This is a genomic window from Enterobacter sp. Tr-810 (genome assembly GCF_011752765.1).
Classification (GTDB): domain Bacteria; phylum Pseudomonadota; class Gammaproteobacteria; order Enterobacterales; family Enterobacteriaceae; genus Enterobacter; species Enterobacter soli.
In genome coordinates this window covers 20496-44579 of record NZ_VWWW01000011.1, presented here as the reverse complement: position 1 = coordinate 44579, position 24084 = coordinate 20496, and the positions used below count along the sequence as shown (strand labels likewise).

General features: G+C 54.3%; 19 protein-coding genes and 4 tRNA genes. 6 read left to right on the top strand and 17 right to left on the bottom strand.

The genetic code is table 11. From position 1 onward, the window contains the following. Positions 1 to 78 precede the first annotated feature (78 nt). Complete coding sequence (gene cyaY / locus F3J30_RS21870) at positions 79 to 399, top strand: iron donor protein CyaY (RefSeq protein WP_166718561.1); 321 nt, start codon at positions 79 to 81, stop codon at positions 397 to 399. Positions 400 to 442: 43 nt separating this feature from the next. Here the strand turns inward: cyaY and cyaA are convergent, their stop codons facing one another. Beyond that, entirely contained in the window at positions 443 to 2986 is a 2544-nt protein-coding gene (gene cyaA / locus F3J30_RS21865; protein ID WP_014072279.1) for a class I adenylate cyclase, read from the bottom strand. A 349-nt stretch (positions 2987 to 3335) separates the two neighbouring features. Here cyaA and hemC point away from each other — a divergent pair, with 349 nt between their 5' ends. From hemC to F3J30_RS21840, 5 genes are all read left to right on the top strand, one after another. After that, a complete protein-coding gene (hemC, locus tag F3J30_RS21860) occupies positions 3336 to 4277 on the top strand; it encodes a hydroxymethylbilane synthase (protein ID WP_166718560.1) in 942 nt (313 codons plus the stop codon). Next, complete coding sequence (gene hemD, locus F3J30_RS21855; RefSeq protein ID WP_166718559.1) at positions 4274 to 5014, top strand: uroporphyrinogen-III synthase; 741 nt, start codon at positions 4274 to 4276, stop codon at positions 5012 to 5014. Before hemC ends, hemD begins: the two co-directional genes overlap by 4 nt. Before the next feature lie 21 nt (positions 5015 to 5035). Beyond that, positions 5036 to 6229, top strand: coding sequence for a uroporphyrinogen-III C-methyltransferase (hemX, locus tag F3J30_RS21850; protein WP_166718558.1), 1194 nt, complete (start codon positions 5036 to 5038; stop codon positions 6227 to 6229). 2 nt (positions 6230 to 6231) lie between these two features. Continuing rightward, complete coding sequence (gene hemY, locus F3J30_RS21845) at positions 6232 to 7431, top strand: protoheme IX biogenesis protein HemY (RefSeq protein ID WP_166718557.1); 1200 nt, start codon at positions 6232 to 6234, stop codon at positions 7429 to 7431. A 171-nt stretch (positions 7432 to 7602) separates the two neighbouring features. Then, positions 7603 to 8814 (top strand): MFS transporter, encoded by a 1212-nt coding sequence (locus F3J30_RS21840; RefSeq protein ID WP_166718556.1) that lies wholly within the window; start codon positions 7603 to 7605, stop codon positions 8812 to 8814. Between the two features lie 504 nt (positions 8815 to 9318). On the opposite strand, the gene F3J30_RS21835 is transcribed toward F3J30_RS21840, so the two are convergent. The 16 genes from F3J30_RS21835 to rho form a co-directional block, all read right to left on the bottom strand. Continuing rightward, positions 9319 to 9395 (bottom strand) — tRNA-Pro (locus tag F3J30_RS21835). Between the two features lie 46 nt (positions 9396 to 9441). Next, positions 9442 to 9527: transfer RNA gene (locus F3J30_RS21830), tRNA-Leu, on the bottom strand. Positions 9528 to 9548: 21 nt separating this feature from the next. Continuing rightward, positions 9549 to 9624: transfer RNA gene (locus tag F3J30_RS21825), tRNA-His, on the bottom strand. A 68-nt stretch (positions 9625 to 9692) separates the two neighbouring features. Next, a tRNA-Arg gene (locus tag F3J30_RS21820) sits at positions 9693 to 9769 on the bottom strand. A gap of 102 nt (positions 9770 to 9871) precedes the next feature. Then, positions 9872 to 11257, bottom strand: coding sequence for an amino acid permease (locus F3J30_RS21815; protein ID WP_014072285.1), 1386 nt, complete (start codon positions 11255 to 11257; stop codon positions 9872 to 9874). Positions 11258 to 11453: 196 nt separating this feature from the next. Beyond that, positions 11454 to 12194, bottom strand: coding sequence for a lipopolysaccharide N-acetylmannosaminouronosyltransferase (wecG, locus tag F3J30_RS21810; protein ID WP_166718555.1), 741 nt, complete (start codon positions 12192 to 12194; stop codon positions 11454 to 11456). A gap of 11 nt (positions 12195 to 12205) precedes the next feature. Beyond that, positions 12206 to 13558, bottom strand: coding sequence for an ECA oligosaccharide polymerase (gene wzyE, locus F3J30_RS21805; RefSeq protein WP_166718554.1), 1353 nt, complete (start codon positions 13556 to 13558; stop codon positions 12206 to 12208). Beyond that, positions 13555 to 14634, bottom strand: coding sequence for a TDP-N-acetylfucosamine:lipid II N-acetylfucosaminyltransferase (locus F3J30_RS21800; RefSeq protein WP_166718553.1), 1080 nt, complete (start codon positions 14632 to 14634; stop codon positions 13555 to 13557). Before F3J30_RS21800 ends, wzyE begins: the two co-directional genes overlap by 4 nt. Further along, on the bottom strand, positions 14631 to 15881 hold the full coding sequence (gene wzxE / locus F3J30_RS21795) for a lipid III flippase WzxE (protein WP_166718552.1): 1251 nt from the start codon (positions 15879 to 15881) through the stop codon (positions 14631 to 14633). The genes F3J30_RS21800 and wzxE overlap by 4 nt, the downstream gene beginning before the upstream one ends. A 1-nt stretch (position 15882) precedes the next feature. Continuing rightward, complete coding sequence (rffA, locus tag F3J30_RS21790) at positions 15883 to 17013, bottom strand: dTDP-4-amino-4,6-dideoxygalactose transaminase (protein ID WP_166718551.1); 1131 nt, start codon at positions 17011 to 17013, stop codon at positions 15883 to 15885. Positions 17014 to 17017: 4 nt separating this feature from the next. After that, on the bottom strand, positions 17018 to 17695 hold the full coding sequence (gene rffC, locus F3J30_RS21785) for a dTDP-4-amino-4,6-dideoxy-D-galactose acyltransferase (RefSeq protein WP_014072291.1): 678 nt from the start codon (positions 17693 to 17695) through the stop codon (positions 17018 to 17020). Next, the gene (gene wecC, locus F3J30_RS21780; RefSeq protein WP_166718550.1) at positions 17692 to 18954 is read right to left on the bottom strand and encodes a UDP-N-acetyl-D-mannosamine dehydrogenase; all 1263 of its coding nucleotides are present in this window, start codon (positions 18952 to 18954) and stop codon (positions 17692 to 17694) included. The genes rffC and wecC overlap by 4 nt, the downstream gene beginning before the upstream one ends. Further along, complete coding sequence (gene wecB / locus F3J30_RS21775; protein ID WP_166718549.1) at positions 18951 to 20081, bottom strand: UDP-N-acetylglucosamine 2-epimerase (non-hydrolyzing); 1131 nt, start codon at positions 20079 to 20081, stop codon at positions 18951 to 18953. Before wecB ends, wecC begins: the two co-directional genes overlap by 4 nt. 57 nt (positions 20082 to 20138) lie before the next feature. After that, the gene (wzzE, locus tag F3J30_RS21770) at positions 20139 to 21185 is read right to left on the bottom strand and encodes an ECA polysaccharide chain length modulation protein (RefSeq protein WP_014072294.1); all 1047 of its coding nucleotides are present in this window, start codon (positions 21183 to 21185) and stop codon (positions 20139 to 20141) included. Positions 21186 to 21197: 12 nt separating this feature from the next. Then, positions 21198 to 22301, bottom strand: coding sequence for a UDP-N-acetylglucosamine--undecaprenyl-phosphate N-acetylglucosaminephosphotransferase (wecA, locus tag F3J30_RS21765; protein ID WP_014072295.1), 1104 nt, complete (start codon positions 22299 to 22301; stop codon positions 21198 to 21200). A gap of 241 nt (positions 22302 to 22542) precedes the next feature. Continuing rightward, entirely contained in the window at positions 22543 to 23802 is a 1260-nt protein-coding gene (rho, locus tag F3J30_RS21760; RefSeq protein ID WP_001054528.1) for a transcription termination factor Rho, read from the bottom strand. Positions 23803 to 24084: the final 282 nt, after the last annotated feature.

Genomic DNA, 24084 nt, shown 5'->3' with positions numbered 1-24084 from the left:
GCAAGAGTTTGCCGCTTTCCTGCAACGGGAATTATTTAGCGTTATACTGCCGCCATCACGAAAAACAGGAACAAAACCATGAACGACAGTGAATTTCATCGCCTTGCCGACAACCTGTGGATGACCATCGAAGAGCGTCTTGACGACTGGGAGGGCGACAGCGATATCGATTGTGAAATCAACGGCGGTATCCTGACCCTAAGCTTCGAAAATGGCAGCAAAATTATTATTAACCGTCAGGAGCCACTTCACCAGGTCTGGCTGGCAGCCAAGCAGGGCGGCTACCATTTCGATCTCAAAGAGGGCGAATGGGTTTGCGACCGTAGCGGTGAAACGTTCTGGGATCTGCTGGAACAGGCAGCGACTGCACAGGCAGGTGAGGAAGTGAGTTTCAGGTAGTTTTGTTGCCCGGTGGCGGCTACGCCTTACCGGGCTCACGAAATCAGGAGAAATACTGCTGCAACAGCGGCGCGGTATCCTGATTTGCAGGCGCTACAGGCGTGACGGCCTGCGTACGGAACGGGATCACCTGCACGCGGCCATCAACATTCACAATCTGGTAGAACTGCGGCAGGTTGAAGTTGATAAAGCTTGAGCCGTAGGTGAAGCGGTCGTGAGACGACGAGTAGAAGCGGCTGACATCGCGCACCAGCTCTTCTTTGCTGCCTTCACAGTGGTGATAAACCTCGGCACGGTTGGTTTCATCCAGAATGTAGATGTTGAAACCAGCGTCATCACCCGACTCTTCGAAGAAGAACTGAATAATCCCTTCGCTGGCAAAACCATCCACCACCTGCGGCAGTTTGACGTGGTTGGTTTCCACCTGCACGGACAGGCCATGCAGCTTGTTGTGCGAAATCGCGCCGTAGAATTCGATGGCGTTTTCCAGTTTCTGTACCGACACGTTCAGGCGTTCAAAGAACAAGCCCCAGGTCTGACCGGAGACGCGCAGCGCTTTAAAGCGCCCGGTTTCCTGGCGGGTACTGGAAAGACGCAGCTCAATACACTCAGAAACCAGCTGCTGTACGCGGGTACGAATCAAACCGCGCAGATGCTGGCTGTAGCAGAACACTTCAACGCTGTCTGGTGGCGCAGCATCCTGGTGCATCTTACCGAGAATGGTTTTCAGCGCTTCGATCATCGCCTGCTCGCCGTTGAAATGCAGCGTACGCACTTCGTTCCACGAGTTGCGATACAGCAGGTCAACGCTACCAACCAGGCAATTTTGCTGCTCACCGAAGCTAAAGACATCCAGCTTGCGGAAGTCAAAATGGACCACCTGATTGCGGAAGGCCGCCGTCGGGTCATATTCCAGGTTGACGATAATCGCCAGATGACGGATCTCACACGGGCTGTAGAGCGCTTTCGGCGTTGGCGCAGGCAAGCGCAGCGGGAAGTGGTGCGAAACGTCAGCCACCATCTCCTGCAACTTCGCCAGATCAACCACTTCGTTGCCTTTAATAAACAACCGGGTGCGTGAAGTCAGCAGGCCGTTAAACCAGGCCCAGGCCACCAGCTTGTTCAGATAGCGGTTATATTCCAGCGGCTGATGGCTGATGATCGAATCCATGCTTGGCGCACGGTTGTACAGATACCATCCGGTGCGGTTCGCGCGGCCCGGCGGCACATAGATAAAGGTCAGATTTGGTTCAGACAGGTCAGGTGAAATCTGCGGGTTAACTAGCGTGACTTTACCCGGCAGCGCTTCGAACGCGGCATACAGTTTACGGGTTAACACCCCGATGTCCTGCGGGCTGGCCGATACGCTGAGGTTATTACGGCGCGCAAAGCGGATAAGATTACGGTAGCTTTGCATCATCGCATCGAGCAGTTCGTTGTGCGCTTCACGCACCTGATCGATTTTCCAGTTGGCGCGGTTGTCGAGCATAGACAGACGTTCTTCGTCCCATCCCCACTCTTTAACTAACTGACTGACCACTTCACGACGCCAGCCAACGCAGGCGCGTTCGCGGCTCAGTTTTTCACAAACCTTGAGATAGAAACATCGACGCACCAGGTCAAGACGCGTGGTGTCATCAATGGCTTTCAGGTATTCGGTGACGCGTTCCAGCATCATGCAGTAGGCATCAAGCCCGAAGGAGACAATCTCGCCATCGTGCAGACGCTGTTTGATATCTTTCGCCAGCAGGCGCGGCGTTGGGTATTCCCAGGAATAGGCTTCAAGCAGCAGCGTTTTCAGCACCGCTTTGTACGGGGAATCGATACTTTTATACAGCTGCCACAGGCTCGCGCCAAAGTACTCTTCGGCCGACAGGGAGCTCAGGCCACCCAGATCCAGCCATTCGTTTGGCGTCAGTACGCCCTGCGCATACAGCGACATGACGTAATCGTCGTAATGCTCTTCTTCTTCGCACGGCACCATATTCCACAGAATACGCTTACCGGCCAGACGAACGGCAGTACGGTAAAATTCATCCAGCAACAATATGTGCTGCGTCGAGCCGCAGTCTTCACCACCCAGACTGCCGCTTTCGTTATGGCGGAAACGGTTTTCATCAATCAGGAAGAAGCTCACTTCCACGCCGAGCGAGGCCGCCCAGCTTTCCAGCAGGCTGCATTTACGCTGTAACAGCTGGCGTTCTTCGTTATCGAGCCAGGATTGATGGCAGACCCAGATATCCAGATCTGAGGAACAGCTTTGCCCTACTGATGAGGTACTTCCCATGGAGTAAACGCCGGTGATTGGCAGCTCACCTTTCGGTGATTCCTGCGGCGGCATCCCACGATAGAGTTCCAGCTCGTTCAGATAGTGCTGTTGGGTTTCATCAGGCGTGAAAAGGCAAATGCCCTGGGGAACGTTACCGTCGAGGTAACCCGGCATCAGCGGATGGTGATAGTGCAATAATGTCGGCAGCAGACTGTAAACCTGTTGGAAAGCAGGTCCCATGGCAGCAAGCGCGCGATCCACACGCAGTTGATTTATGGCATCCAGTCTCTGTTTCAGAGTCTCAATATAGAGGTACAAGACGTATCGCCTGATGTTTCCGGGTGTCGCAAACCATTCATAAATCGAATAATGGCGAGCCCGCAGTATTTCAAAAAGATAACCGTTACCCTTTTTCGCCCTTATCTTTATGGTAGTAGCGACGAAAAAATGGTCTAAAACGTGATCAATTTAACACCTTGCCGATTGACCGTAAAGAAAGTTGCGCTACATACAAAGTGTAGCATCAATCTGTACGTGTAAATTCCTGAATACGGCGGTGGGTGACGATAACGCCGCCCTGTCCCTCTCTGCATCATCTACCGTAAAACTGCCATCACAGAGACAACAATGTTAGGATGGTCAACGGTTGATAATGACGGTAACAAGCATGTTAGACAATGTTTTGAGAATTGCCACACGCCAAAGCCCCCTTGCGCTCTGGCAGGCACATTATGTTAAGCAGCGCCTTGAAGCCTGCCATTCTGGTTTGCGCGTCGAGCTGGTGCCAATGGTAACGCGCGGTGACATCATTCTTGATACGCCGCTGGCAAAAGTGGGCGGAAAAGGCTTATTTGTCAAAGAGCTGGAACTGGCATTGCTTGATAACCGCGCCGATATCGCCGTACATTCGATGAAAGATGTGCCCGTTGAGTTCCCGGAAGGTTTAGGGCTGGTGACCATTTGCGAGCGCGAAGATCCGCGCGATGCATTTGTTTCAAACCACTACGACTCACTCGATGCGTTGCCACAGGGCAGCGTGGTTGGCACGTCAAGTTTACGTCGCCAGTGTCAGCTAGCAGAACGCCGCCCGGATCTGGTGATTCGCTCGCTTCGCGGCAACGTGGGCACACGCCTGAGTAAGCTGGATAACGGCGAATACGATGCGATTATTCTGGCCGTGGCGGGGCTGAAGCGTCTGGGGCTGGAATCGCGCGTCCGCGTTGCGCTGCCGCCAGAACTGTCGCTGCCGGCAGTCGGCCAGGGTGCAGTCGGTATTGAGTGCCGTCTGGATGATGCGCGCACCCGCGAGCTGCTCGCGCCGCTGAATCATGACGACACCGCAATTCGTGTCAAAGCCGAGCGCGCCATGAACACCCGTCTTGAAGGCGGCTGTCAGGTGCCAATTGGCAGCTATGCTGAATTAACCGATGGCGAGCTGTGGCTGCGCGCGCTGGTTGGCGCACCGGATGGCTCACAGATGGTTCGCGGCGAACGTCGCGGTAAGCCGCAAGATGCCGAACAGCTTGGCGTTTCGCTGGCAGAAGAGTTGCTCAATAACGGCGCCCGTGAAATTCTGGCGGACGTATATAACGGAGAACCCCCTGCATGAGTATTCTTGTCACCCGCCCTTCTCCCGCAGGAGAACAATTAGTGAGCCGTCTGCGCACACTGGGGCAGGTGGCCTGGAGTTTTCCGTTGATTGAATTCTCCCCCGGTCGGGAGCTGACTGCGCTCGCCGACCAGATGAATACCTTGCAGGAAGGCGATCTGCTTTTTGCCCTGTCGCAACATGCCGTGGAGTTTGCCCATGCCCAGTTGCAACAGGCCGGATCGCACTGGCCCACTGCTCCGCGCTATTTCGCGATTGGGCGCACCACCGCACTGGCCCTGCATACCGTAAGTGGAATAGATATTCGCTATCCGTTAGATCGGGAAATTAGCGAAGTCTTGCTACAATTACCTGAATTACAAACTATTGCCGGAAAGCGCGCGCTCATTTTACGCGGTAACGGTGGGCGCGAATTGCTTGGCGAAACCTTAAGTGAACGCGGTGCTGACGTCACGTTCTGCGAATGCTATCAGCGCAATGCAAAAAATTATGATGGCGCGGAAGAAGCGATGCGCTGGCACATGCGCGGCGTCGATACCCTGGTGGTCACCAGTGGTGAAATGCTGCAACAGCTCTGGTCGCTGATTCCGCTTTGGTATCGTGAAAACTGGTTACTCCGCTGTCGGCTTCTGGTCGTCAGTGAGCGTCTGGCGAACCACGCCCGGGAACTGGGCTGGCAAGATATTCGGATCGCTGATAACGCCGACAACGATGCGCTGCTGCGCGCATTACAATAACTCTCATAATGGGAAGCCATAATGACGGAACACGAAAAATCCTCCGCCGTGGTTGAAGAGACCAGGGAGACTGTGGATACCACACCACAGTCAGAAACGACTGAGAAAACCGTTGAGAAGAAAAACGGCAGCAACAAAACCAGCCTGGTGCTAAGCGCGATTGCCATCGCCATTGCTCTGGCCGCCGGTGTTGGCCTGTATGGTCTGGTGAAACAACAAGGCACCAACCAGACGGCCACCAGCGATGCGCTGGTTAATCAGCTCACAGCCCTGCAAAAAGCGCAGGAAACACAAAAAGATGAGCTGGAAAGCTTTATCAAACAGCAGGCTACTGCACTTTCCGAAGCCAACAGCAAGCAGGAAGAGCTGACCAAACAGCTGAGCGAAGTGCAGCAAAAAGTCGCCACCATTTCCGGTACTGATGCCAAAACCTGGCTGCTTTCTCAGGCCGATTTCCTGGTGAAACTGGCCGGGCGTAAGCTCTGGAGCGATCAGGATGTCACCACCGCCGCCGCGCTGCTGAAAAGCGCCGACGCCAGTCTTGCCGACATGAACGACCCGAGCCTTATCACCGCACGTCGTGCCATTACCGAAGATATCGCCAGCCTGTCTGCCGTTTCTCAGGTCGACTACGACGGCATTATTCTCAAGGTCAATCAGCTCTCCAACCAGATTGATAACCTGCAACTGGCGGATAACAACGACGACGACTCCCCGATGGATTCCGACGGTACCGAGCTTTCCAGTTCGCTGGGTGAATGGCGCGTGAACCTGCAAAAAAGCTGGCAGAACTTTATGGACAGCTTTATTACCATCCGTCGTCGCGATGAAACCGCCGTACCGCTGTTAGCGCCGAACCAGGACGTCTATTTGCGCGAGAACATTCGCTCTCGCCTGCTGGTTGCCGCACAGGCGGTTCCGCGTCATCAGGAAGAGACGTACAAACAGGCGCTGGATAATGTCTCTACCTGGGTACGCGCTTACTACAACACCGATGATGCCACCACCCAGGCATTCCTCGAAGATATCGACAAGCTGAGCCAGCAGAACATCACCATGAATGTCCCGGATAAGCTGGCCAGCCAGCCAATTCTGGAAAAGCTGATGCAGACGCGTGTGCGTAACTTGCTGGCACAGCCAGGCGTTCCGGCAGAGCCTAACGCCGAAGCTCCTGCCGCCGCGCCAGCACCTGAAAACGCACCACAGGGAGAGTAATCATGTTGAAAGTGTTATTACTCTTCTTACTGTTGATCGCCGGGATCGTCCTGGGGCCAATGCTTGCAGGGCATCAGGGTTATGTCCTGATCCAGACCGATAACTATAACATCGAAACCAGCGTGACCGGTCTGGTGATCATTCTGATCCTCGCCGTGGTGGTGCTGTTTGCCGTTGAATGGGTTCTGCGCCGCATTTTCCGTACTGGCGCGCATACCCGCGGCTGGTTTGTCGGTCGTAAACGCCGTCGCGCCCGCAAGCAGACTGAACAGGCGCTGCTTAAACTCGCCGAAGGTGACTATCAGCAGGTTGAAAAGCTGATGTCGAAAAATGCCGATCATGCAGAGCAGCCGGTGGTGAACTACCTGTTGGCGGCAGAAGCGGCGCAGCAGCGTGGTGATGAAGCCCGTGCGAATCAGCATCTTGAACGTGCTTCCGAGCTGGCTTCAAACGATCAGATCCCGGTTGAAATCACCCGCGTTCGTCTGCAACTTGCGCGTAATGAAAATCACGCAGCACGTCATGGCATCGACCGTCTGCTGGAAATCACCCCACGTCACCCGGAAGTGCTGCGTCTTGCCGAGCAGGCCTATATCCGTACCGGTGCATGGGGCTCGCTGCTGGATATCATCCCATCGATGGCGAAGGCGGAGGTGGGCGATGACGAACACCGTGACGAACTTCAGCGCCTGGCATGGATTGGGCTGATGGATCAGGCGCGTGCCGATCTGGGCAGCGATGGTCTGAAAACCTGGTGGAAGAACCAGAGCCGTAAAACACGCCAGCAGATCCCGCTGCAAGTGGCGATGGCTGAACATCTGATTGAGTGTGACGATCATGACACCGCCCAGGAGATCCTCCTCGACGGCCTGAAACGCCAGTACGACGACCGTCTGGTGATGGTGATCCCACGCCTGAAAACCAACAACCCGGAGCAGCTGGAAAAAGTGTTGCGCCAGCAGATCAAAACCGTGGGTGACCGCCCGCTGTTATGGAGCACGCTGGGTCAGTCGCTGATGAAACACGGCGAATGGCAGGAGGCGAGCCTCGCTTTCCGTGCAGCGCTAAAACAGCGTCCTGACGCGTTTGACTACGCCTGGCTTGCCGATACGCTGGACAAGCTCCACAAGCCGGAAGAGGCGGCAGCCATGCGCCGCGACGGGCTACTGCTAACCTTGCAAAATAATGCAAATCAGCAGTAACAGAAAAGGAGGCCAGTCGGCCTCCTTTTTTTATCGCTCATCTCCTGCTACATTCAATCCAACATCACCCGGAAATGAACCCGCCAATGTAACGACATCTTTTCATTAACCTTTTTTCATACACGCGCTGATTGCCGCGTGGACTAAATCGTTTTTGAAAGGAATGTCTTCATGAACTCGCTTTTGTATGCGCTTGTTGAAGCGCTGCGCAGCCACCGCTGGCTTCGCTTACTGGCCTGCGCCTTTATCTTTACTTCACTGGGCAATGGATTAACTCAGGTTGTGGTGTTTGGCCTGCTGCTACAGTGGCAGGCACCCGCCGCCCTGCTAACCCTCGCCTATTTCTTTGCCACCGTACCCGGATTTATCGGCAGCCTGATCGGCGAAAGATTATGCCTGCGCTTTTCACCGATCGGTTTGCTGGTGCTGACGGAGCTGCTGGGGTTAATCGCCCTGCTCTTCCCTATGCTTGGCGTGCATTACCACAGCATTCCGGCGTTACTTGCCGTGCAATCCGCGGAAGCGCTCCTGAGCGGAATGAGCTGGCCAGCACTGACCTTATTGTTCAAACGTGGGCTGACAGAACATGAACTCCCCGCGGCCACTTGCCTTGAGAATGTGATTTTTGCCTCTCAGGTACTGTTAGGGACAGGGCTGGGTGTGGTGCTGTTTCAGCGGATCCCCGTTCAGCCGTTACTGGTAATAGATGCAGCGAGCTTTCTGGGTTCGATACTGATGTTGTTTCTGGCAGGAAAGGCGTTTATCTCCCGGGCAACAGCGATACCCGCTGATGAGCAACCGTCCGTCACGTTACGCTGGCAGCATCTCACGGTACGGCAAAAGCGTAGCCTGCTGCTGTTACCCGCGCTGGCGGCCGTAGGCTCGCCTGCTATGGCGCTGCTTCCGGCCCTGGTGCAGCAGATCCAACCTGCCGATGCAGCCAGCCTCGCCCTGCCCCTGCTCTTCGCCAGAAGCCTGGGCCAGCTGTGTGGCCCTATGCTGCTTAAGAAAGACAGCCTGGCGCGATACGCGGCGAAAAACCGCCTGCTGCTGATCTGCATGAGCGTATTTCTGCTGGCATATGGAGTGATACCGTTTGTATCAGGGGGCGCGGTGGTGGCTCTGGGGATGGTCTTTATCGCCCATCTGGCATCAAACATTGTCTTTGCGGCGGGAACGTTTGGGGTACTGAGTAGCTTTCATGCCATGCAGATCGCTTCAGCCAGCGGTAAAGCCTGGCGATGGCAGACGATCAGCGCCTCACTCTTTACCGGTATTGCCGCTCTGGCAACGATATCGCTTGGCGCAATTCAGACGCTGTATGTGGTCTCTGCCAGTGCGCTGTTGCTGGTTGCCCTCATCATGGCGCGTTTCCGGGAATAAGGCATAAAAAAACGCCTGCTAAAAAGCAGGCGTTAAAACAGGTCTGTAAGACAACATATTGGTGCTTCACTCAACGTTGTGTCCATGGTGTTTGATGAGGCCGAAGCGACATCTGTCTGTGGACGATAAGCACCGTAAACGGCTCTGCATCATTCCGGGGTTTATGAGGCACTAAGGCGAACATAAGAGATGGAATGAGCATCTACACGTATATTATTGCACGTTACATGCCAGAGTTGCACCAGGGAGTGTTATCCCGCGCAACATTTTAAGATAAAAGGCTTTTTCGTTATTCTGGCAACGGTTGTGCCCCAGAAAGCACAGGCAAAGCGATCAAAGTGTTGCCTGGAAGCGACAGCAATAGCGCCAGAAAGCTAAACGTTTATTTTTCAGTGAATTAGGTGTCGCTGAATCACGACAAAGAAACTGAGCGTTGTCGGGGAATGACAACAGCAGTGAGGAACGACAGAAAACAAAAAACCCCGCCGAAGCGGGGTTCAAAATTGGTCGGCGAGAGAGGATTCGAACCTCCGACCCACTGGTCCCAAACCAGTTGCGCTACCAAGCTGCGCTACTCGCCGATGTACTGCTTTTTTGAATTTTTAGTTCAATTCATTTTAAAAGTCGTGGTGCGAGGGGGGGGACTCGAACCCCCACATCCTAAGGACACTAACACCTGAAGCTAGCGCGTCTACCAATTCCGCCACCTTCGCAATTCACAACTCTTCAAATAATGGGGTGGCTAATGGGATTCGAACCCACGACAACTGGAATCACAATCCAGGGCTCTACCAACTGAGCTATAGCCACCACTGATAATACTTTCACGCGGTACTGACTACTTCTCAGACCACCGCAGCTCTAGCGCCGGGACAAAATGGCGCGCCCGACAGGATTCGAACCTGAGACCTCTGCCTCCGGAGGGCAGCGCTCTATCCAGCTGAGCTACGGGCGCTTAGCGCCGTTGCGGGGCTGGATATTACGTACCTCCGTCCCCGCTGTCTAGTGCTTTTTTTAAAAAAATGCGCGTTTGGTTATGCTTTGCACACTTTGCCGCTTATTCCTCCACTTTCTGCGTGGAGGCACGGCGGCCAAGGCCAAACAACTTGTACCCTGCGGTCACGGCGGCCAGGAAGATCATCCCGACAAACAGCGACATGCGGGTATCGTCATTAAAGTACATACCGATTAAAACGCAAATCAGGAACGCCATCGTTAAATAGTTCGCCCACGGGAACAGAATGGAGCGGAACGGATGGCTGGCAATCGCCTTCTTGTGTGCCTGACGGAAACGCAGCTGGCTAATCAGGATCACAAACCACGGGATCATCCCTGGCAGCACGCTGGCGCTATACACGTAGACAAACACGCGCTGTGGATTCGGGATGATGTAGTTCAGGCATGAACCAATCAGCAGGATCACAATCGATACCGCCACACCCGCAACCGGAACGCCTGCACGGGACACTTTCCCCATTGCCGCTGGCAGCTGGTTGTTTTTGGAAAGCGCATACAACATACGGCCACAGCTGTACATTCCGCTGTTACAACCGGACAGCGCAGCCGTCAGGACTACAAAGTTGATGATCCCTGCCGCTGCGGTGATACCAATCTTCGCAAAGGTCAAAACAAACGGGCTACCGGTCGTACCGATTTCATTCCACGGGAAGATGGTTACGATGACGAAGATAGCGCCCACATAGAAAATCAGGATACGCCACAGCACTTTGCCTACCGCACTGCGCAGCGTAACCTGCGGGTTTTTCGCTTCACCGGCGGTGATACCAATCAGCTCAACGCCCTGATAAGAGGCCACGACGATACACAGCGCGGTCAGGAAGCCCTTCCAGCCACCAGCGAAGAAGCCGCCGTTCTCGGTCAGGTTACCAAAGCCGATGGCGTGTCCACCGTTGCCAATACCGAAGAAGATCACGCCCAGGCCGACCACAATCATCACAATGATGGTGGTGACTTTGATCATCGCGAACCAGAATTCAATCTCACCGTACAGACGCACGGCGGCAAGGTTGGCCAGCGCCACCAGCCCCACGGCGATAAGCGCGGGTATCCATTGGACCATATCCGGGAACCAGAACTGCACGTAGACCCCGATCGCGGTGATTTCCGAGATGCCAACGGCCATCCACATAAACCAGTACGACCAGGCGGTCAGATAGCCAAAGAACGGGCTCATATAACGGTGCGCGTAAACGGCGAATGAACCGGTTACCGGCTCCAGGAAAAGCATTTCGCCCATCGAACGCATGATGAAGAAGACGAACAGCCCGGCGATGATATACGCCAGCAATACAGACGGGCCTGCCCATTTGAGCGTACTTGCGGAGCCCATAAACAGGCCAACGCCGATAGTGCCGCCCAGCGCTATCAATTCGATATGTCGAGCCTCCAGCCCACGCTGAAGCTCAGGTTTTTTCTCTGCCATAAATCCTCGGTTGTGTTTGCTGTTTCCCGGCTTTTACCGGTTTTATTTTTTTGGGGTACTGAAATATGCGGGGGAATGGTTTCTTAAATTCTGCTAAATGGCAAACGATGCATTAAAAAAATGAATGTATTGCACAGATACGCAGCAGTTTTGCAGGGGAGTTGCAGCGCGAACAGCATATCGCGCTACATTTTGATTACATTTTTCCGGTGTAGTGCCAGGTGAGGTAGCGCAGCAAACGAATCTGCCGTTTGATACGTGTAGGCTGAGATAACAGGCGATACAGCCATTCCAGCCCCAGGCGCTGCCACACCTTCGGCGCACGCTTAACATGGCCGGTAAAGACATCGTAAGTGCCGCCAACGCCCATGTAGAGCGCATGCGGGCATACCAGACGGCAATCGCGCATCAGGATCTCCTGGCGCGGAGATCCCATAGCCACCGTTACTATTTTCGCGCCGCTGTCGCGCACGCGCTCAAACAGCGCCTGCCGGTCTTCCGGTTTGAAATACCCGTTCTGGCTGCCCACAATATTCACATTCCACTGGCCACGTAGCTTCTGTTCCGTCTGTGCCAGCACGTCCGGCTTACCGCCTATCAGGAATACGGGCGTGCCTTCAGCCCCCGCACGCGCCATCAGGGCTTCCCACAGGTCTGCGCCTGCGACACGAGAAACCTGCGCACCCGGGTATTTTTTACGGACAGAACGCACCACGCTGATACCGTCGGCGTATTTAAACTCTGCGGCTTCTATCAGGCTTTTCACTTCAGCGTTATCTTCTATCGCCAGCATCTTTTCTGCGTTGATGGCCACCAGCGTGCCCGATTTCATCTGCCCTTCGGAGAACAGATAATCCAGCGCGTGTTGCATATCACGCCAGCCAATAAGCTGTATGCCGCGCAACGCGTAAAGCGGCGCGGAAGTCGTGTCAGTCATAACATCCTTACTCAGACTTGCGAAAGCGTTCTGCTACCGCGTGGCTCGCGCTTATGCACAAGCCCCGCGCTGTCAAATAACCAGTACAACAGTTTTGCCAGCAGCAGGCAGACGCCGAAAATTACCATGAAGAAAACCACGCGCGACACGAATGAATCCAGACCTTCGCGCGCCAGAACGATCATATTGAAAATGGCCCCAAAACAGAAACTGTGCAATATCGCTGCTTTGTAGCGATTAGTCTCTTCATTGCCGCGCTGATAAAGCCAGTCAAACCACTTAATGATTAACCCGACCACCACCGCGCCCGGCAGGATAAACCATGTCCCGCCCATCACCACCAGCGAACCAATCAGCGTAGGTGAAATTGCCAGCCCTGAGTGGTTGTTGAGGACTTCCCAGGTGAAGTAGTTTGCCGTATTCAGCACAATACCAGGGCGGTCAGGCCACAGCCACGTCGGAATAAAGACGTAGAAATCACGCACAATCGGCGCCAGGCCCTGGAAATCAATCTTGTCGTAGTTTTGCAGCAACAGCGCCAGGTTTTCCCACGGCGAGAAGGTATCGCGCGTGAGGTACAGGAAGGTGTAAAACGCCTCATCGCCGGACACGTTCATCCCGTAGCGCTTGAGCGCCAGCCAGAACATCCCCACTATGCCAAACACCCCTGCCGCCACCAGCATCCACAAAGAGATCCAGCCGCGAATGATGCCGATAAACAGGAAGATGGCGAACGCGATGATGATGTTGGCGCGCGTACCGCCAACAATCATGTAGGTCAGCACGCCAAACGCGACAGTACTGACCAGGAAAAACAGCCAGGCTTTGCTGTCCTGACGCAGGAAAAAGACCACCAGCATCGCCGGGATGAAGAAGTAGAAGAAGCGCTTAAGTGCCACGCCTGAGACTTCTGCGGAAAATATCTGGCTGTAGGACTGCAACTTAAACAGCAGAAAACCGTTATGCATAAAGAAGATGCCCACGCTCACCAGCGCAATGGCCATCAACATCACCCATGTCAGATGCGTCTCTACCCGGTTCATGGTAAAGAGCGCCCGGCGTGGCGCAGTCTCTTTTGCTGAACGCAGTCGGGTCTTATACGTGACGTAGTAAACCGCGTAGAAACAGGTTGCCGACAGTAATGCCTGCATCAGGATCTCCGGCGGGGCGACACTCACGTCAAACCGGAAAACCAAAATACTGGTCAGCGGGAAACCAAAGTAAAAGGTCAGCAGGAACAGCAGCGAGAAAAAGACGTTGAAATTAAAGCGCACACGCCGGAATTCAAACCAGGTCAGCGTGGCAATAAATAAGGCGCTCAGAAGCCAAATCACCAACAAGCCGCTAAATTGCAACTGGCTCATGCATTGTCTCCTGAAGCGATACGCAGTGCGCGATGCCACGGCGTGAGGTAATTCGGGCTGAAAAAGTCGATGGTATTTTTGTCCACCAGCGCCAGCTGACGCTGCGCTTCACGCACCACATCCACGGTCAGCGTGTCTGAGGTAAACAGCACCGGCAGATGCTGCGCGGCCATATCCTGCCAGAACGGGTTTTCGCGATTAAGCACGCACGGAATACCCGCCTGAATAAGCAGGCACAAGGTGCCGATCCCCTGCTGGCGGGCAAAGATAAAATACCCCAGGTCGCACCGGCGCAACAGCGCGAGGTAGTCATCAAATTCCAGCTTATCACTGAGAATTTGCAGGTTCTGCGCACTAAACAGTGCCAGCCCCTGCTGACGGACTTCGTCGATATACGCGTGATTATTCGCCGGATAACCCATCGGCACAATGACATTCACCGTATCGCCAAACTGGCGATGTATCGCCTTCAGGGCCGCGACATGATCGTTACTGCGATCGCCGGAGTTGCCCACCAGAATCGTCAGTTTGCCTTCCCGCGCGACATCATTTGCCATGTTGTTCAGCTCCGGGTTCATCCGGGTCGGGAAATAGAGCAGCTCACCCCGCACGTTCGGATGCAGTCGGGCAAAGTAACTGAGGTCGCCTCGGGTGGCAAAAACACAGCCCACGCGCCCCTGCGCCATCCGCCGCAGCGGATAGAAGAGACGGAATTTCCAGCCACGGGACACTTCATACAGATCCGCGCCCCAGATATGCCAGCTGCACTGGGAAGGTTTAATCCCACCGCTTAACAGCGCCAGCCACAGACCGGTGTTGAACTGACCGTGGAAAAAGAACCGCTGTTCGCGATTGGCTTTTGCTCTGGCTACAACCGCTTTTGCCAGCGCGGCCTTATCCGGCCAGAAGGTCACGCTTAGCGCCGGGTAAGCCGCGCTCAGGCCATTCTCCTGGCCTGCAACCATAAACTCGCGCGCATCCGTGTTGCCGGATGCCAGCCCATCATTGAAAAACCGTAGAACGGTCTGGTTATGGTGTGGGATGTCCGATCCCAGAATGTGAATCAGTGCAGTCATGCGCGTTTACGCCAAAGTAAAAATACGCCGCAACAGGCAGCGAAATAAACAATGTAAGTTGCCATATAGGCCTGTGCCGCCCCCAGAGCGCCGTGCGCAGGGATCAGCCAGTGAGAGAACGCAGTGAGTAGCGTAAACTGGCTAATCTCCGCCAGGATATACAACCGCAGCGAGGCTTTTGCTATCACCAGATAGCCGAATACGTAAGCACCTACTTTCAATACATCGCCCACCAGCTGCCAGGCAAACAGGTCGCGCATAGCGGTGAACTTCGCTGAGAACAGCAGCCAGATGGCAACATCACGCAACAGCCAGACGGTAAAACTGGCAACCGCAACAGCAGGAAGCACAAAACGCAGGGAGCGGATTATCTCACGCGTAATCGCTTTTCTTTCGGTCAGGCGCGATAAGGTTGGCAGCAACCAGACGCTAAAGGAAGCCGTTATAAATTGGAGGTAAGCATCAGAAATGCTGCTCACGCCCTGCCAAATCCCCACTTCATCCCAGCTGTAATGCGCGGCCAGCAGGTTTCGCATCATCACGTAAGCCACTGGAATGGTTACCGAAGTGATGAGCGCCATCAGGGTAAATTTCCCGAGCTGCCCCGCCAGCGCCTTGTCCCACTGCGGCTTGAGGTAGTGCAGCGGAATAGTCCCCCGACGCATCAGCATAAACGCAGCCGGCACCACTACCAGCGCCGGAACCAGCGCCAGACCTAACAACGCCCCTTCATAACCGCCCAGGAGAAAACAAAAATAGTAGGCGATTACCCCAATGATACTGCCGAGGATCAGCGCCAGTGCGTTACCGGCGGCGTCGCGAAAGCCTTTCATCAGCGCCAGCAGCAGGTTTGCCCAGGCAATCCCCATCTGCACCAGCGCAACCAGCCGCACCAGCCCCTGATAGTCGGCATGGCCAAACAGCCCCTGGCTGATGGGCGCTGAAGCCAGCAGGAAGACAACGGCCAACAGCGTAGAAAAGCCCAGCACCATCGCTGATGAGGTTCCCACCACAGAACGCAGTTTTTCCGCATCATCATGATGCTGCGCGACAAATTTGGTCACGCCGTTGAAAATTCCGGCACCAGCCAGAACGCCAAGTACCGTGACCAGCTGACGAAAATTCCCCGCCAGCCCAACACCTGAAGGGCCAAATGACACGGCCAGCAGCTTGACGACCAGTAATCCGGCGCCAATTTTTACAAGTGTGGACGCGGCGGTCCACACCGATGCTTTTGCCAGAGACATATCAGCCGAAATAACTCAGGAGGGTATTAATCACCGTACGCTGGTTAACTGGCGCGAGGTTGTAGAACAGTGGCAGGCGAAGCAAACGCTCACTTTCCTGCGTAGTATAACGGTCTTCACCGGCAAACACCCCGAAGGCTTCACCAGCCGGGCTGCTGTGCAGCGGAATGTAATGGAATACCGCCATAATTTCAGCTTCTTTGAGCCACGCAATCAGCTGGCCGCGGTCATTGTTATCGCGCAGCTTGATGTAGAACATATGGGCGTTGTGGACGCAGTCAGCCGGAATGGTCGGCAGCTCAATACGTCCGGCTTTTGCCAGCGGCTCCAGCGCATCATAGTAGGTTTGCCACAGCGTCAGACGCTGCTGGTTAATGCGCTCTGCGGCTTCCAGCTGTGCCCACAGGTATGCCGCCTGTAAGTCCGCCATCAGGTAGCTGGACCCAATATCGCGCCAGGTGTATTTGTCCACCTGGCCGCGGAAGAACTGGCTACGGTTGGTGCCTTTTTCGCGGATAACCTCAGCACGCTCGACCAGCGCGCAGTCGTTAATCAACGTCGCGCCGCCTTCACCGCCCGCGGTGTAGTTCTTGGTTTCGTGGAAACTAAAACAGCCGATATGGCCAATCGTCCCGAGCGCACGGCCTTTGTAGGTGGACATCACACCCTGTGCGGCATCTTCCACCACGAACAGGTTATGCTTTTTGGCAATCGCCATGATGGTGTCCATTTCACAGGCCACACCCGCATAGTGAACCGGGACAATCGCCCGCGTTTTCTCGGTGATCGCCGCTTCAATCAGCGTTTCGTCGATGTTCATGGTATCCGGGCGGATATCCACAAACACAATTTTGGCTCCGCGCAGCACAAACGCGTTGGCCGTGGAAACAAAGGTGTAGCTCGGCATGATCACTTCGTCGCCAGGCTGGATATCCAGCAACAGCGCGGCCATTTCCAGCGAAGCCGTGCAGGATGGGGTCAGCAGGACTTTAGCACTGTGAAAACGTTGTTCCATCCACTGCTGGCAGCGACGGGTAAAACCGCCATCACCGCAAAGTTTGCCGCTGCCCATGGCAGACTGCATATAGTCGAGTTCGGTTCCCACTACGGGAGGCGCGTTAAATGGAATCATCTTGTCACCTGTATAACCAGTAAGCGGTTGCGTCGACGTTGGCGCCACTCGCGATATAACGTTTAAGCGCGGCGGTGTTGCCCATCTGGGTCGCCACCCGCAAAGTCGAAAGTTGATGTTGCTGCGCCCAGTGCAGCGCCGCCTGCATGAGTTTGTCGCCCATGCCCCGCCCGGCTAATAAACCGATACGCGCGTCCTGCTCATTGAGCTTACGCAGCGAGACAAATCCCTGGATCTGACCATCCGGTGCGCGGAACACCAGGCAAACATGGTCAAACGTGCCCTTTACGGCATTCTCTATCCACTGAGCATAAAAACGGCCGCTGTCCTCGGGTGCATACCACGGGGTGCGAAAACGGCTTTGGGCAAAAGCCAGCGCTGCCATCTGACGCAGCACCGGGATATCCTCTGCGGTTGCGGGTTCAGCCCCAGGCGAGACGTATTGAGCCACGGCGATAGAGAGGTCAACCTCACCCTCTACCAGCTGAAATCCGTGCTGCTGGAGTGCATCCAGCAGGTCGCTGCGTCCCGCCGGAATTTTGGCCTGCACGCGCTGCCACGCAGCAAAGTCCGCTGCTGCGAGCGCCGGCGCATCATCGCGCAGACGCACAATGGCTGAAGGCAGGCCGAAAAAGGTGCTTTCCCACTGAAGGGACTCAAGCACCCCGTTGAGGTCACTCAACGCCATACGCCTTTCGTATCAACAATATATTGCTGACGTACGGCATCACCGGAGATGGCTTTAAACGCTTTGTGATCCACCAGCAATACCAGCACATCCGCCGTTGCCAGCGCGTCATCTAACGCCGTAAGCGTGCAATGGCCCGCCAGTTTTGCCGGAAGCTCATGAATGTTCGGCTCAACCACCAGAGTTTCACCGCTGTGCCATTCGGCGATCATCTCAGCAATTTCCATTGCCGGGCTTTCACGCAGATCGTCGATGTTGGGTTTGAATGCCAGACCAAAACAGGCGATTTTCAGCTCATTAGCCCGTTTGCCGCTGTCTGCCAGGCAATCGGCGACCGTGGCTTTAACCTGGTTTAACACCCAGTGTGGTTTGCTGTCGTTCACTTCACGGGCGGTACGAATCAGACGCGCCTGTGCCGGGTTTTGCGCCACGATGAACCACGGGTCGACGGCAATACAGTGCCCGCCCACGCCAGGACCTGGCTGAAGGATATTCACACGCGGATGGCGATTCGCCAGGCTAATCAGTTCCCAGACGTTAATCCCCTGATCGGCACAAATCAGCGACAGTTCGTTCGCAAAGGCGATGTTAACGTCACGGAAGCTGTTTTCCGTCAGCTTGCACATTTCAGCGGTGCGGGAGTTCGTCACCACACATTCGCCTTCGAGGAAAATCTTGTACAGCGTGCTGGCGCGTTCAGAGCAGACCGGCGTCATTCCGCCAATCACGCGGTCGTTTTTAATCAGCTCGACCATCACCTGCCCTGGCAGCACACGCTCCGGGCAGTAGGCGATGTTGACATCAGCCTGTTCGCCCGCTTGCTGTGGGAAGCTCAAATCCGGGCGGGCTTCTGCCAGCCACTGTGCCATCTGTTCCGTAGCGCCCACCGGAGAGGTCGACTCCAGGATCACCAATGCGCCTTTTTTCAGCACCGGAGCAATGGATTTTGCTGCGGCCTCAACGTAGACCATGTCAGGTTCATGATCGCCTTTGAACGGCGTTGGCACCGCAATCAGGAAGGCATCTGCCTCCACCGGCGTGGTGCTGGCTTTCAGGAATCCGCCCTCAACGGCGGCCTTAACCACGCGGTCGAGATCCGGCTCCACAATATGAATTTCGCCACGGTTAATGGTTTCCACCGCGCGCGCGTTGATGTCCACGCCTACAACCTGTTTTTGACGAGAGGCAAAGGCCGCCGCAGTGGGCAGTCCAATGTAGCCAAGACCAATGACAGAGATGGTAGTAAAACTCATAGCGATACCCGATTGTGTTTAAGTGCGTGCAAAATACGACCACAAGCCTGCCCATCGCCATACGGGTTATGGGCCCGGCTCATCGCCTGATACTCTTCTTCGTCGTGCAGCAAGCGCGTGACTTGTTCGACGATATGACGGGTGTCCGTGCCCACCAGGCGTACCGTGCCGGCTTTCACCGCTTCGGGGCGTTCTGTGGTTTCACGCATCACCAGCACCGGTTTGCCAAGCGAAGGCGCTTCTTCCTGAATACCGCCGGAATCCGTCAGGATCAGCCAGGCATGGTTCATCAGCCAGACAAACGGCATGTAATCCTGCGGTTCAATCAGGAACACGTTCTCTACGTGACCCAGAATACGGTTCACCGGCTCGCTGACGTTAGGGTTGAGATGCACCGGATAAACAATTTGTACGTCTTTGTTTTCTGCGGCGATCTCGGCCAGCGCATGGCAAATTTGCTCAAAACCCCGGCCGAAGCTTTCGCGACGGTGGCCGGTGACCAGAATGGTCTTTTTATTGTTGCTCAGGAACGGATAGCGCGCTGTCAGCTCGCTTTGCAGGCTGTCATTCGTCAGCACGCGATCGCGCACCCAAATCAGCGCATCAATGACGGTATTTCCGGTGACGAAAATTTTCTTATCCGCGATATTTTCGCGCAGCAAATTCTGACGAGAGTTTTCCGTTGGCGCGAAGTGGTACATCGCCAGGTGTCCGGTCAGCGTGCGGTTGGCTTCTTCTGGCCACGGCGAGTAGAGATTACCGGTACGCAGCCCTGCTTCAACATGGCCAACGGGAATACGTTGATAAAACGCCGCCAGGCTGGTCGCAACCGTCGTTGTGGTGTCGCCATGCACAAGCACGACGTCAGGCTTAAACGACTCCAGAATGGGTTTCAGCCCTTCCAGAATACGGCAGGTAATCTCCGTCAGCCCTTGCCCCGGTTTCATGATATTCAGATCATAATCCGGGACGATGGAAAAGAGCGTTAACACCTGATCGAGCATCTCCCGGTGCTGGGCGGTGACACACACTCTCGCTTCAAAATCAGGGTCCCTGGCCAGCGCATGAACCAGAGGTGCCATCTTAATGGCCTCCGGCCGGGTGCCAAATACGGTTAGTACTTTCACATCGATTCTCTTCGATTAGCCGATGAAGGCAGTCAGCCTTCATCGTAGACGGCCTTCTTAATTTCTGCGGCGACGTGATAACGCCACGCCCGCGCCAGTCAGAGCGCCAACAATTCCCCACATAATCATCAGGAACGCGCGGCGAGGACTATCGCGTTTTACAGGTTCTTCAGGCGTACGCAAATAACGATAGGTCTGAAAACGTGGATCCAGAGTCGGACCGACATTCAGGGTATTCAGCATCGCGCGATTTTGATCGTAGTCGAGGTCAAAATCTGGCCCGACAGCCTGTAAGTTTTCCAGGCGCGCCTGCAACATTGGGCGTCCAAGCAGGAACATTTCGGAATCAGGCAGTTCATCAGCCGGAACGTCCGTTTCGCTGCGCGAGATGTTGCGTTGTTCCGCAATCTTCAGCGCCTGCTCAATATTGTGTACCCGACGGGCGAAGATCGCTTTTGCCACTTCTTCCTGACGCTTAACCTGCGCTTTCATCTGGATGGTACGCGCAGCCCATGCGCCTTTAAGCTCATCATTCAGATGGCTTGCTGCACGCTGGCTGGCAAAGGCCACATACTGACGCAGCAGATTATTGGCATCCGGCGCCGTTTCGGCCACCAGCTTCACGTTGTCGTTCAGGTTGCGCAGCGCATCCCCTGGCGTGAACTGGATGTTGTTAATCATGTCATCCAGCAGCCCGGCATCGACTTTACTGTTACCGACCATGCGCTGCTTGTAATAATCAGTCTGGGACCAGAAATCACGACGGGTATCCCAGGACGCCAGTTGCATCACGAACTCTTTATAGGCCTCATCCATCACGGAAGCCTGGTCTGGCGTGGCCAGATTCGCTTTGATATCCAGATTACGCAGGAACTGCTGCTGCGAGTAGAACCCGCCGAGCATGTTGACCGTTGGTCTGTCTGTAATGGCGGTTGCGCTCCACTCCTGTTTTGCAAAGAAGGTGTAGGCGAGCGCGATTAACGCGAACCCTAACGCAACGCCTGCAATCCACAGTTTGCCCGCCCATAAAACGCGGAACAAGCCACGTATATCCAGCTCATTCTCGGTCATCTCTGATTTAGCTCCCGCCAACGGTTGAGTCATCACGATCCCAGTTCATTTAGTTAAAGTTGGATTATTGCCACTATTTCGACGCATCCTGCGCTTTATACGCTTAATAAAACGCGCGACTTTCCATGCGCGTTTAATGCAGTAGCCATACAGAGAAAACGCTAGCAAGAACAATACCAACATCACCCATTCAGGGATAAAGTGGGCGTATTCCGATGCAACACCAATCCCCGCAAGAATAGCAGCCGCCAGGGTTATCAGCACAAATGCCTGACGGGAAGTGAAGCCTGCACGCATGATCAAATGATGAATATGCTGGCGGTCGGCGGAAAAAGGACTCATCCCTTTTCGCAGACGGCGATACATAATCGCCACCATATCCATCAACGGAATGGCGATTATCCACAGCGCCGTCACCGGGCTAATGGGGTGAACTTTACCCTGCGTGGTTTCCAGCAAGATCCAGATAATCGTGAAGCCAATCAACGTACTGCCCGCATCGCCCATAAAGACTTTATAGCGACGACCCAGAACGCCGAGGTTGAGCAAAATATACGGCAGGATGGCGGCAATCATGGCGAAACACCACATGGCGAGACTGTACTGGCCATCAAACCACAAAATAATGCCGACAGCAGCGAAGGAGACGGAAGAAAGCCCGCCCAGCAGGCCATCAATGCCGTCCACCATATTGAAGGCGTTAATCGCCACCCAGACGGCGAAGAGCGTCAGGAAATAGCCGAACGGCCCCAGAACCATCTCCCAGGGCCCGAAAATATAACCGAGACTGCTTAAGTGAAGTTTGGCCGCCACCATCATGGCAATGCCGACGGCAGCCTGAACGAAGGCGCGGATTTTCACGCTAATGTCATAGCGATCGTCGAGCGCGCCGACCACAACCAGAACGGTGGCGCAGATCAGGTAGAGCCTGGCATGAGGAATATAGTAATCAGCAATCGCGAAGGTGAAGCAGATACCGGCAAATACGGAAATACCACCGACCAGCGGGATCATGCCTTGATGGCGTTTACGGAAGTTGGGTTTATCCACTAACCCCAGATATTTTGCCACCTTGCGCGCAAGAAACAAAAAGCAGGTGGTAAACAAAAAAATACTGGTTAGCTCAGTAAACGTATCGAGTAGGTTCACAATGGATGTTCTCAACAAATGTCAGTCAAGGAAGTATAACCATGAAGGCGCCGGGCCTGAAGGCATAAAGCAAGCCTCTTGCAACTCCATTTGTTTATTATTCAATCTATTAATGTTTTTGCTGTGCGAATAATCCTATTGTCGCACCGACAGGTCAAAATTGGGAGTCTGCGGTAATAGCGTATAGGCCATAAACGAAAAACGCCACGTAAAAACGTGGCGTTTGCTGGCTTTATTTGCGTTACGAGCGCTTCATCATGTCGAAGAAATCGTCGTTTGTTTTGGTCATCGCCAGTTTATTAATGAGGAATTCCATTGCGTCGATTTCGCCCATTGGGTGAATGATTTTGCGCAGAATCCACATTTTTTGCAGCTCTTCCTGAGTGGTAAGCAGCTCTTCCTTACGCGTACCGGAACGGTTGTAGTCGATAGCAGGGAAGACACGTTTTTCAGCAATCTTACGGGAGAGGTGCAGTTCCATGTTACCTGTACCTTTAAACTCTTCGTAGATAACCTCATCCATCTTGGAACCGGTGTCGATAAGCGCGGTTGCAATGATGGTCAGGCTGCCGCCCTCTTCTACGTTACGCGCAGCACCGAAGAAACGCTTCGGACGGTGCAGAGCGTTCGCATCCACACCACCGGTCAACACTTTACCGGAAGCCGGAACCACGGTGTTGTACGCACGCGCCAGACGGGTGATGGAGTCGAGCAGGATGATAACGTCTTTCTTGTGCTCAACCAGACGTTTGGCCTTCTCGATAACCATTTCAGCAACCTGAACGTGGCGAGATGCTGGTTCGTCGAAGGTAGAAGCGACAACTTCACCTTTAACCAGACGCTGCATCTCGGTCACTTCTTCAGGACGTTCGTCGATCAGCAGTACCATCAGCACACAGTCTGGGTGATTGTAAGCAATGCTCTGCGCGATGTTTTGCAGCAGCATGGTTTTACCCGCTTTTGGCGGTGCCACAATCAGACCACGTTGACCACGACCAATCGGAGAAGCCAGATCCAGAACGCGAGCGGTTAAGTCTTCGGTAGAACCGTTACCACGCTCCATGCGCAGGCGAGAGTTCGCGTGCAGCGGCGTTAAGTTCTCAAACAGGATCTTATTGCGCGAGTTTTCTGGTTTGTCGTAGTTAACTTCGTTAACTTTCAACAGCGCAAAGTAGCGTTCACCCTCTTTAGGAGGACGAATCTTACCTGAAATGGTGTCACCAGTGCGGAGGTTGAAACGGCGGATTTGGCTAGGGGATACGTAGATGTCGTCAGGACCGGCGAGGTAGGAGCTATCTGCTGAGCGGAGGAAACCAAATCCGTCCTGCAATATCTCCAGCACACCGTCGCCAAAGATATCTTCGCCACTCTTAGCGTGCTGCTTCAGGATGGCGAAAATGATGTCCTGCTTGCGCATACGAGCCTGGTTTTCCAGCCCCATATTTTCGCCGAGAGTGATCAGCTCAGAAACCGGCGTATTCTTTAATTCGGTAAGATTCATAATGGTGTGGGTTCTTAAACTCGGGGTGATTCTCGAACTTAATGTTGTGAATGGTATGGCAGGGTCATCCATGCCTGTTTAGCGGCCATCACCTCATGTCTGTTCGCTGTCTGGTCACAGGGAAAGAACGCAGAACTGAAACGACAAGACGGATTGAGTGACAAGCCCGGAATTTAGCAACTTCACGCACTGTGGATATCAACAACGGGAAGTTTCGGGTAAAGCAAGATTCAAACAACAAGATATGTTTAAAACGAAGTCATAGCTAACTTAGCACGACTA

What these genes read in the sequence shown, in the direction of transcription:
- cyaY (WP_166718561.1), top strand. Translation starts at nt 79, where the DNA reads ATGAACGACAGTGAATTTCATCGCCTTGCCGACAACCTGTGGATGACC.
- hemC (WP_166718560.1), top strand. Translation starts at nt 3,336, where the DNA reads ATGTTAGACAATGTTTTGAGAATTGCCACACGCCAAAGCCCCCTTGCG.
- hemD (WP_166718559.1), top strand. Translation starts at nt 4,274, where the DNA reads ATGAGTATTCTTGTCACCCGCCCTTCTCCCGCAGGAGAACAATTAGTG.
- hemX (WP_166718558.1), top strand. Translation starts at nt 5,036, where the DNA reads ATGACGGAACACGAAAAATCCTCCGCCGTGGTTGAAGAGACCAGGGAG.
- hemY (WP_166718557.1), top strand. Translation starts at nt 6,232, where the DNA reads ATGTTGAAAGTGTTATTACTCTTCTTACTGTTGATCGCCGGGATCGTC.
- F3J30_RS21840 (WP_166718556.1), top strand. Translation starts at nt 7,603, where the DNA reads ATGAACTCGCTTTTGTATGCGCTTGTTGAAGCGCTGCGCAGCCACCGC.
- F3J30_RS21815 (WP_014072285.1), bottom strand. Translation starts at nt 11,257, where the DNA reads ATGGCAGAGAAAAAACCTGAGCTTCAGCGTGGGCTGGAGGCTCGACAT.
- wecG (WP_166718555.1), bottom strand. Translation starts at nt 12,194, where the DNA reads ATGACTGACACGACTTCCGCGCCGCTTTACGCGTTGCGCGGCATACAG.
- wzyE (WP_166718554.1), bottom strand. Translation starts at nt 13,558, where the DNA reads ATGAGCCAGTTGCAATTTAGCGGCTTGTTGGTGATTTGGCTTCTGAGC.
- F3J30_RS21800 (WP_166718553.1), bottom strand. Translation starts at nt 14,634, where the DNA reads ATGACTGCACTGATTCACATTCTGGGATCGGACATCCCACACCATAAC.
- wzxE (WP_166718552.1), bottom strand. Translation starts at nt 15,881, where the DNA reads ATGTCTCTGGCAAAAGCATCGGTGTGGACCGCCGCGTCCACACTTGTA.
- rffA (WP_166718551.1), bottom strand. Translation starts at nt 17,013, where the DNA reads ATGATTCCATTTAACGCGCCTCCCGTAGTGGGAACCGAACTCGACTAT.
- wecC (WP_166718550.1), bottom strand. Translation starts at nt 18,954, where the DNA reads ATGAGTTTTACTACCATCTCTGTCATTGGTCTTGGCTACATTGGACTG.
- wzzE (WP_014072294.1), bottom strand. Translation starts at nt 21,185, where the DNA reads ATGACTCAACCGTTGGCGGGAGCTAAATCAGAGATGACCGAGAATGAG.
- rho (WP_001054528.1), bottom strand. Translation starts at nt 23,802, where the DNA reads ATGAATCTTACCGAATTAAAGAATACGCCGGTTTCTGAGCTGATCACT.